The organism is Streptomyces sp. NPDC047085 (genome assembly GCF_040643735.1).
In the GTDB taxonomy this organism is placed as follows: domain Bacteria; phylum Actinomycetota; class Actinomycetes; order Streptomycetales; family Streptomycetaceae; genus Streptomyces.
In genome coordinates, this window is sequence record NZ_JBEYUW010000021.1 from 1 (window position 1) to 8,366 (window position 8,366).

Genomic DNA, 8,366 nt, shown 5'->3' on the forward strand with positions numbered 1-8,366 from the left:
CCATTCGAGCGTGGGGGAGTCGGCGACCGACGACAACGCCGCAGATGTGCGTGCCAGACCCCGCGTCTGCGACAGGATCCGCCGGACAGGCCCTAGGACGAGGGCCCGTGTCCGGTCAGGGCTTCTGGCAGGTGGGGCACCAGAAGAGGTTGCGGGCGGCGAGGTCGGCGGTGCGGATGCCGGTGCCGCAGATGTGGCAGGGCAGGGTGGCCCGGCGGTAGACGTACACCTCGCCGCCGTGGTCGTCCACGCGGGGCGGGCGGCCCATGGCCTCCGGGGTGTGCTCGGGGCGGACGGTGTCGATGCGGTTGTGGCGGACGCCCTCGCGCATCAGCTCCGCGAGGTCGGTCCAGACGGTGTCCCACTCGGCGGGGGTGATGTCCCGGCCGGCGCGGTACGGGTCGATGCCGTGCCGGAAGAGGACCTCGGCGCGGTAGACGTTGCCGACGCCCGCGATGATCTTCTGGTCCATCAGCAGGGCGGCGATGGTCGTACGGCTGCGGCGGACGCGGGCGTAGGCGGCGGCCGGGTCGGCGTCCTCGCGGAGCGGGTCGGGGCCGAGGCGGTCGTGTATCGCCTGCTTCTCACCGGGCGTGATCAGCGCGCAGGTGGTGGGGCCGCGCAGGTCCACGTACGAGGTCGCGTTCGCGAGGCGGAGGCGGACCGTGTCGGTGGGCGGGGGCGCGGGGGCGGGGCCGAAGGCGACCTTGCCGAAGAGGCCGAGGTGGATGTGGATCCAGTCGGTGTCGCGGAAGCGGAGGAAGAGGTGCTTGCCGTGCGCCTCGGTGGCGGTGAGCACGGCACCGTTCAGCAGGTCCGCGGCGTCGGAGAACTTCCCCTGGGGGCTGGTGACACGCAGGGCCGTGCCGGAGAAGCGGGCGGCGTAGTCGTGCGCCAGCCGGTGGATCGTGTGCCCCTCTGGCACGGCTCCCTGTTCCTTTCAGTCCCTGGGGCCCGGCGTCCCGCCGGCCCCCGGGAGACTCAGTCCTGCTGCGGGTGGTGGGCCGGGATCGGGGGCAGGTCGCCGGTCGACTCGTACTCCGACAGCATGTCGATGCGGCGGATGTGGCGCTCGTCACCGGAGAACGGGGTGTTGAGGAAGGTCTCGACGAACTTCGTCGCCTCCTCCGTGGTGTGCATGCGCGCGCCCACGGCGACCACGTTGGCGTTGTTGTGCTGGCGGCCGAGCGCGGCCGTCTCCTCGCTCCAGGCGAGGGCGGCCCGGACACCCTTGACCTTGTTCGCGGCGATCTGCTCCCCGTTGCCGGAGCCGCCGATCACGATGCCGAGGGCGTCGGAGTCCGCGGCGGTGCTCTCCGCGGCGCGGAGGCAGAAGGGCGGGTAGTCGTCCTGGGCGTCGTAGATGTGGGGCCCGCAGTCGACGGGCTCGTGCCCCGCCTCCTTGAGCCACTCGACGAGGTGGTTCTTGAGTTCGAAGCCCGCATGGTCGGAGCCGAGATACACGCGCATGGGACGAGTGTGACACGCCCGATCCGGGGCAGCAGCCCCGGGTGCCGACGTGATCGTCGACCCCCAAAATGTGAGTCGGACCATAGATCCTCAAGAAAACCTCAAATAACAATCCGGATTCAGAGGTTCCCGAATCAGTTCACCTCGGATTCACTGGACCAACTCGTACACCGCTCGTGCGAGGCCCCGTACACAAGCCACACAACGGCGCTCCCTCCCGTACGGGAAACGCTCCACCGGCGCAAAGGAAATCCGTCCATGACCCCTGGTTCCGGACTTCAAGCAGGCCTCAAGAACCGACACCTCACGATGATCGCCATCGGCGGTGTGATCGGTGCCGGACTCTTCGTCGGCTCCAGCTCGGGCATCGCCACCGCGGGCCCCGGCATCCTGCTGTCCTACGCCCTCGTCGGCACCCTCGTCGTCCTCGTGATGCGGATGCTCGGCGAGATGTCCGCCGCCAACCCGACCTCCGGCTCCTTCTCCGCGCACGCCGACCGTGCCCTCGGCCCCTGGGCCGGGTTCTCCATCGGCTGGCTGTACTGGTTCTTCTGGGTCGTCGTGCTCGCCGTGGAGGCCACGGCAGGCGCGAAGATCCTCGAAGGCTGGATCCCGGCCGTCCCGCAGTGGGGCTGGGCCCTGATCGTGATGGCCGTGCTGACGGCCACGAACCTCGTCTCCGTCGGCTCCTACGGCGAGTTCGAGTTCTGGTTCGCCGGCATCAAGGTCGTGGCGATCGGCGCCTTCATCGTCATCGGCGCGCTGGCCGTCTTCGGCGTGCTGCCGGGCGTCCACGACGACCAGGCGAGCTTCTCCAACCTGACCTCGCAGGGCGGCTTCCTGCCGCACGGTCCCGGCTCGATCCTGACCGGTGTGCTGCTGGTCGTCTTCTCCTTCATGGGCAGCGAGATCGCCACCCTGGCCGCCGGTGAGTCGGAGAACCCGCAGCAGGCGGTGACCAAGTCCACCAACAGCATCATCTGGCGCATCGGTGTCTTCTACCTGGGCTCGATCCTGATCGTCGTCTCCCTGGTGCCGTGGAACTCCCCCGCGATCCAGGAGAAGGGCTCCTACGTCGCCGCCCTGGACTCCCTCGGCATCGCGCACGCCGGTGAGATCATGAACTTCATCGTGCTGACCTCGGTGCTGTCCTGCCTCAACTCCGGCCTGTACACGGCCTCCCGCATGGCCTTCTCGCTCGGCCAGCGCGGCGACGCGCCCAAGGCGTTCGCCCGCACCACCGAGCGGGGCGTGCCCCGGGCGGCGATCCTCGCGTCCGTCGTCTTCGGTTTCGTGGCGGTCTTCTTCAACTACCAGTACCCGGACTCGGTCTTCCTCTTCCTGCTGAACTCCTCGGGCGCGGTCGCCCTGTTCGTGTGGCTGGTCATCTGCTTCTCGCAGCTGCGTCTGCGCAAGATCATCCAGCGTGAGGCCCCGGAGAAGCTCGTCGTGAAGATGTGGCTGTACCCGTACCTGACCTGGGCGACGGCCGGCCTGATCGTGTTCGTCCTCGGCTACATGCTGACCGACACCAAGGGTGAGAGCAGCGGTCGTACGACCGTGCTGCTGTCCGTGGGTGTGGCGGCGCTCGTGCTGGTGATCGCCTTCGTGAAGCAGAAGCTCACGGCGGGCCGCGCGACGACCGGGACGCCCGCGGTCGAGGCGGCCGACGAGGTGGCCGACAAGGTCCCGACCGCCTGATCCGTCCTTCTCTTCGCACCTGAAGAACACCGGCCGCATGACCCGACGAAAGCTGTCGGGTCATGCGGCCGTCGTGTCTGTCATGACCTTCGTGTCTGTCATGAACTTCGTGGACCACGAGGTCGTCACCGCCGAGGGCGAACCGCGGCGGTCACGGCGTCAGCGCTTGCCGACGAACTTCCAGGCGGCGGGCAGCGCGCCCATCGCGAGGGCGGCCTTGAGGGCGTCGCCGACGAGGAACGGGGTGAGGCCGAGGGAGATCGCCTGGGAGGCGGACAGGTGGGCGGCCAGGGCCAGGTAGGGCACGCCGACGGCGTAGATGATCGCCTCGCCGAGGATCATCGTGCCGGCCATGCGCAGCGGAGAGCGGTCGGCGCCGCGGCGGGCCAGGGCGCCGACGGCGGCGGAGGCGAGCAGCATGCCGAGGATGTAGCCGAAGGAGACGGCGCCCGCGCCGGAGGCGCCGTCCGCGAACCACGGCAGGCCCGCCACGCCCGCGAGCGCGTACACGGCGAGGGAGAGGAAGCCGCGGCGGGCGCCGAGCGCGGTGCCGACGAGCAGCGCGGCGAAGGTCTGACCGGTCACCGGCACCGGGGAGCCGGGTACCGGCACCGACAGCTGCGCCGCGAGTCCGGTGAGCGCGGCACCGCCGAGCACGAGGGCGGCGTCGCGCACGCGGGACGCGGGGAGGAGGTCGGCGAGAACGGCGCCGGGGCGAACCGTGGCGGTGGCGGTGCTCATGGGGACTCCGCGGGGTGATGGGCAGGTGGGAACACCGTGACGCTATCCCGGCGGCCACGCGGTGATCACCGTCAGCGATCGACAAAGGCAAGATCGGCCGCTTGGTGGGCTCCGGACAAAGGATGCGGGTTACACCGGGTACGGCGTGATACCGGTCACTGAGGTGAAGTGGTGCATGGTACGGGGGGACCTGACGCCGCATCTGTAGGGTTCCGCCAATGCCCCGGTGGCTGTCTCGCCCGTCGGTCGCCGTCTGGGCAGCGCGGGGGCGCTTTGCTAGCTTCGAACGCATGGTTGCCCAGTCCCGGTACTTCACGTCGCGTCGCTACGTCGACCTGCGACGCCAGGGCACGGCCACCTGTCGCCGCCCGGGGTAGGGGCGGCCTTCGGGGCGCCTCTCCTCTACGAGACGTGTCGGCCCCGTTCCCGAGGACGGTTCTCCCATGCCCCGTACCGCGGCACCCACTCTTGCCTCCCCCGTGCCCCGTGCCGCCGACAGCGACCGGCGGCGTACCAGCGCCAGTGTCGTGCTGCGGTCCGTGCTGGAGCACGGGCCGGTGGCCCGCAGCACCATCGCCCGGCTGACCGGGCTGTCCCCCGCCTCGGTGACCGAGCACTGTGCCCGGCTGGCCGGGCTCGGGCTGATCCGTGAGGAGGCGGCGCCCCGCCGTTCGAACGGGGTCGGCCGGCCGCATGTGCCGGTCGACCTCGACCGTGAGCGGTTCGTGGTCGGCGGGGTGCACGTGGCCGTGCCGTACACCACGGTCGCGCTGCTGGACCTGCGGGGACGGGTGGTGGCCGCGCGGCAGTTGAAGCACGAGCGGACCGATCCGGGCCGGGTGCTGGCCCGGGCCGCCGAGGGGCTCGCGGCACTGCTCGCCGATGTGCCGGGCCGCCGGCCGCTGGGGGTCGGGGTGGCGGTGGGCGGCTGGGTGGACCGGGAGGCGGGCACCGTCGTCGAGCACGAGCTGCTGGGCTGGCGGGAGGTGCCGGTGCGGGAGCTGCTCGGCGCCCGGACCGGGCTGCCGGTGCAGGTGGACGGGCACGCGCGGGCGCTGGTGAACGGTGAGCGGCTGTTCGGGAGTGCCCGGGGCAGCCGGAGCGTGCTGCATCTGTTCGTGGGCAACGTGGTCGACGCGGCCTTCGCCACCAACGACGAGGTGCACCACGGCCCCCGCTCGGGGGCCGGCGCCATCGCGCACCTGCCGGTGCCGGGCGGCACCGAACCGTGCGGCTGCGGAAGGACCGGCTGCCTCCAAGTGGAGCTGAGCGAGCGGACGTTGTGCCGGCGGGCCCGGTCGGCCGGGGTGATCGGCTCGGGCGGTCCGGCGGACGTGGTGGCCGCGGCGGCGGCAGGGGACGCGGTGGCCCGGCGGCTGCTGGTGGAGCGGGCCCGGACGACCGGGCGGGCGGCCGGACTGCTGCTCGATGTGCTCAACCCGGAGACGGTCGTCGTCACCGAGGTCGGGATCATCCACTTCGAGGAGTGCCTGGACGCGCTGCGGGAGGCGGCCGGAAAGCGCCGCCCGGCAGCCGTTCTGCCGACGAGTTTCCCGGATTCCGTGCTGGCGGTGGCGGGCGGGTCGGTGGCGCTGGACACGTTGTTCCGGGACCCGTTGGGTGTCTCACCTGAGGCTATTTAATTCAGAAACTCGGAATGTTGACAGGGGCCGCTCATGGCCGGGAACATCCTGGTCATGAGCCCTCTCACCAGCTGTCGCACCCTCTGTTGCTGACACATTGCCGCGCATGAAGCGCGTGTTTCCCGCTGCGTGAGCATTTCTGTTCCGGCTCGTCTTCCCGGAATTTCTCCTGCCTTTCCGCTCTTTCTTGCTCTCTTTTTCTCCCGGGAGTCCTCCCATGCACCGTCGTGTCTTTCTCACCTCCCTGCTGGGCGCGTCCGCCGCCGTCGCCGGCCTCAGCGGCTGCGCCGACGGCAGCGCCGCCGCCGACACCGAGGGCGCCGCCACCAAGCCGCTCGCCGACAAGGTCCCGGCCGGCACCAGCCTGAAGATCGCCTCCTACCAGGGCACGCAGCAGCTGCAGTTCAGGCTGGCGAAGCTGCCCGCACTGCCGTTCACGGTGTCCAGCTGGGTGAACATCGGGGCCGGTCCGGACGTCATCAACGCGTTCCGCGCGAAGTCCCTGGACCTCGCCAACAACGCGGGCATCCCGCCGATCCAGGCGCATTACCAGGGCTTCGACGCGAAGATCGTCGCGATCAACATCACCCGCAAACCGAACTACCTCTTCGCCACCAAGCCGGGCAGCGACATCCGGACCGTCGAGGACTTCAAGGGCAAGAAGCTCGCCTTCTCCCAGGGGCAGGCCCAAGGGGTCGTGCTGCTGCGGGCGTTGAAGCAGGCGGGTCTGGCGTACGACGAGGTGAAGCTGATCCCGCTGACCAGCAACCAGTTCCTGACCGCTCTGCAGTCCGGACAGGTGGACATCGCCCCGCTCGCCAACAGCCAGGCACCGGCCTACCTGAAGCAGTACGAGGCGAAGGGCGCCCACACCGTCACCACCGATGTCGTCGACCTGCTCAACCTGCTGTGGGCTCCGCAGTCCGTGCTGAACGACCCGGCGAAGGCCGCCGCCATCGCCGCGTACATCCCGCGGTGGGCCCAGGGCCAGGTGTGGCAGTACGAGCACCCGGACGTGTGGAACGAGGAGTTCTACGTCAAGACGCAGAACCTGACACCCGAGCAGGCGAAGTCCATCTCCGTGCTCGCCAACAAGCCGCTGTTCCCGCCGAGTTGGGACGAGGCGATCAGGTGGGAGCAGGAGACCGCCGATCTGCTCGCCGAGGGCGGCTTCGTGAAGAAGTTCGACGTGTCCTCGCTCTTCGACCACCGCTTCGAGTCCATCGCCGCCAGGGCCGTACCGGCGGAGTACCGGAGGTGAGCGCCGTGACCACGACGACCCCCGCCGTCGCGGCGACCACCGCCGGGGAACTCCCCCAGGTCCGGCGGCGCCGCCGGCTGTCTCCCGGGCGTCGGCTGCCCGCCGCCCGGCTGGCCGGCCCGCTGGTGCTGCTCGCGCTGTGGGCCGCCGCGTCGGCCGCCGGCCGGCTCGACCCGGGCGCGATCCCGGCGCCGTGGACGGTGCTGCGCACCGGCGTCCACCTGTGGACGGACGGCACGCTCCCGGCCGACGTGCTGACCTCGCTGGAGCGGGCCGCGTACGGGTTCGCGATCGGCCTGACCGCCGGGGTGCTGCTCGCGCTCGCGTCCGGGCTCAGCCGGGCCGGGGAGGCGCTGATCGACGGGACCGTGCAGCTCAACCGGGCGATCCCGACCCTCGGACTGATCCCGCTGTTCATCCTCTGGCTGGGCATCGGCGAGACCTTCAAGATCGCCATCATCGCGATCGTCGTCTACATCCCGGTCTATCTGAACACCCACGCCGCGCTGTCCGGCATCGACAGCCGGTACGTCGAACTCGCCGAGGTGCAGGGCCTGACCCGGCTCGCGTTCGTCCGGCAGATCGTGATCCCCGGCGCGCTGCCCGGATTCTTCGTGGGGCTGCGGCTCGGGGTGACCGGGTCCTGGCTGGGCCTGGTGGTCCTGGAGCAGATCAACGCCACCAGCGGCCTCGGCTACCTGATGTTCCAGGCCCAGAACTACGGCCAGACCGACGTCATCCTGGTCGGCCTGCTGATCTACGGCGTCTTCGGCCTGGTCTCCGACAGCGTGGTCCGCGTCATCGAACGGAGGGTGCTGTCGTGGCGCCGCACACTGAGCAGCTGACCCGGCCCGCGGTCCGGCTCCGGGGACTCACCCGGTCGTTCGACGGGCGCACCGTCCTCGACGGCATCGACCTCGACCTGCCCGCCGGGCAGTTCACGGCCCTGCTCGGGCACAGCGGCTCGGGCAAGAGCACCCTGCTGCGGGCGGTCGCGGGCCTGGATCACGGGGTGGCCGGAAGCGGGCGGCTCACCGCGCCCGAGCGGGTGTCGGTGGTGTTCCAGGACTCCCGGCTGCTGCCCTGGCGCCGGGTGCTGGAGAACGTCCTGCTGGGTCTGGACGGCAAGGACGCCGAGGCGCGCGGCCGGGAGGCACTGGCCGAGGTCGGGCTGGGCGGCCGCGAGCGGGCCTGGCCGGGCGAGCTGTCCGGCGGCGAGGCCCAGCGGGCCGCGCTCGCCCGCTCCCTGGTGCGGGAGCCCGAGCTGCTGCTGGCCGACGAACCGTTCGGCGCGCTGGACGCGCTCACCCGGATCCGGATGCACCACCTGCTGCGCGAGCTGTGGGAACGGCACCGGCCCTCCGTGCTGCTCGTCACCCACGACGTGGACGAGGCGATCGTGCTGGCCGACCGGGTCCTCGTCCTCGACCAGGGCCGCATCGGCCTCGACCTGACCATCGACCACCCCCACCCACGCTCCTACCGCGAACCGGTACTGGGCGAGTACCGCGAGCGGCTGCTGACCGCCCTCGGCGTCACGGAGGACCACG

8 protein-coding genes are annotated in these 8,366 nt (G+C 70.8%); 5 read left to right on the forward strand and 3 right to left on the reverse strand.

The window, feature by feature from the left end:
- Positions 1–115: 115 nt before the first annotated feature.
- On the reverse strand, positions 116–925 hold the full coding sequence (locus ABZ865_RS40160) for a DNA-formamidopyrimidine glycosylase family protein (protein WP_361241872.1): 810 nt from the start codon (positions 923–925) through the stop codon (positions 116–118).
- A 56-nt stretch (positions 926–981) separates the two neighbouring features.
- The gene (locus ABZ865_RS40165) at positions 982–1,470 is read right to left on the reverse strand and encodes a ribose-5-phosphate isomerase (protein WP_361241875.1); all 489 of its coding nucleotides are present in this window, start codon (positions 1,468–1,470) and stop codon (positions 982–984) included.
- 258 nt (positions 1,471–1,728) lie between these two features.
- On the opposite strand from ABZ865_RS40165, the gene ABZ865_RS40170 reads away from it, so the two are divergent.
- On the forward strand, positions 1,729–3,171 hold the full coding sequence (locus tag ABZ865_RS40170; RefSeq protein WP_361241878.1) for an amino acid permease: 1,443 nt from the start codon (positions 1,729–1,731) through the stop codon (positions 3,169–3,171).
- Between the two features lie 159 nt (positions 3,172–3,330).
- Here the strand turns inward: ABZ865_RS40170 and ABZ865_RS40175 are convergent, their stop codons facing one another.
- The gene (locus tag ABZ865_RS40175) at positions 3,331–3,912 is read right to left on the reverse strand and encodes a biotin transporter BioY (RefSeq protein WP_361241881.1); all 582 of its coding nucleotides are present in this window, start codon (positions 3,910–3,912) and stop codon (positions 3,331–3,333) included.
- Between the two features lie 443 nt (positions 3,913–4,355).
- Here ABZ865_RS40175 and ABZ865_RS40180 point away from each other — a divergent pair, with 443 nt between their 5' ends.
- The 4 genes from ABZ865_RS40180 to ABZ865_RS40195 form a co-directional block, all read left to right on the forward strand.
- Positions 4,356–5,555 (forward strand): ROK family transcriptional regulator, encoded by a 1,200-nt coding sequence (locus ABZ865_RS40180; protein WP_361241884.1) that lies wholly within the window; start codon positions 4,356–4,358, stop codon positions 5,553–5,555.
- 217 nt (positions 5,556–5,772) lie between these two features.
- Entirely contained in the window at positions 5,773–6,816 is a 1,044-nt protein-coding gene (locus tag ABZ865_RS40185; protein ID WP_361241887.1) for an ABC transporter substrate-binding protein, read from the forward strand.
- On the forward strand, positions 6,813–7,661 hold the full coding sequence (locus tag ABZ865_RS40190; protein WP_361241890.1) for an ABC transporter permease: 849 nt from the start codon (positions 6,813–6,815) through the stop codon (positions 7,659–7,661). Before ABZ865_RS40185 ends, ABZ865_RS40190 begins: the two co-directional genes overlap by 4 nt.
- Positions 7,637–8,366: ABC transporter ATP-binding protein (locus ABZ865_RS40195; RefSeq protein ID WP_361241893.1), on the forward strand; the 730-nt coding region annotated here is incomplete at its 3' end. The genes ABZ865_RS40190 and ABZ865_RS40195, both read left to right, overlap by 25 nt.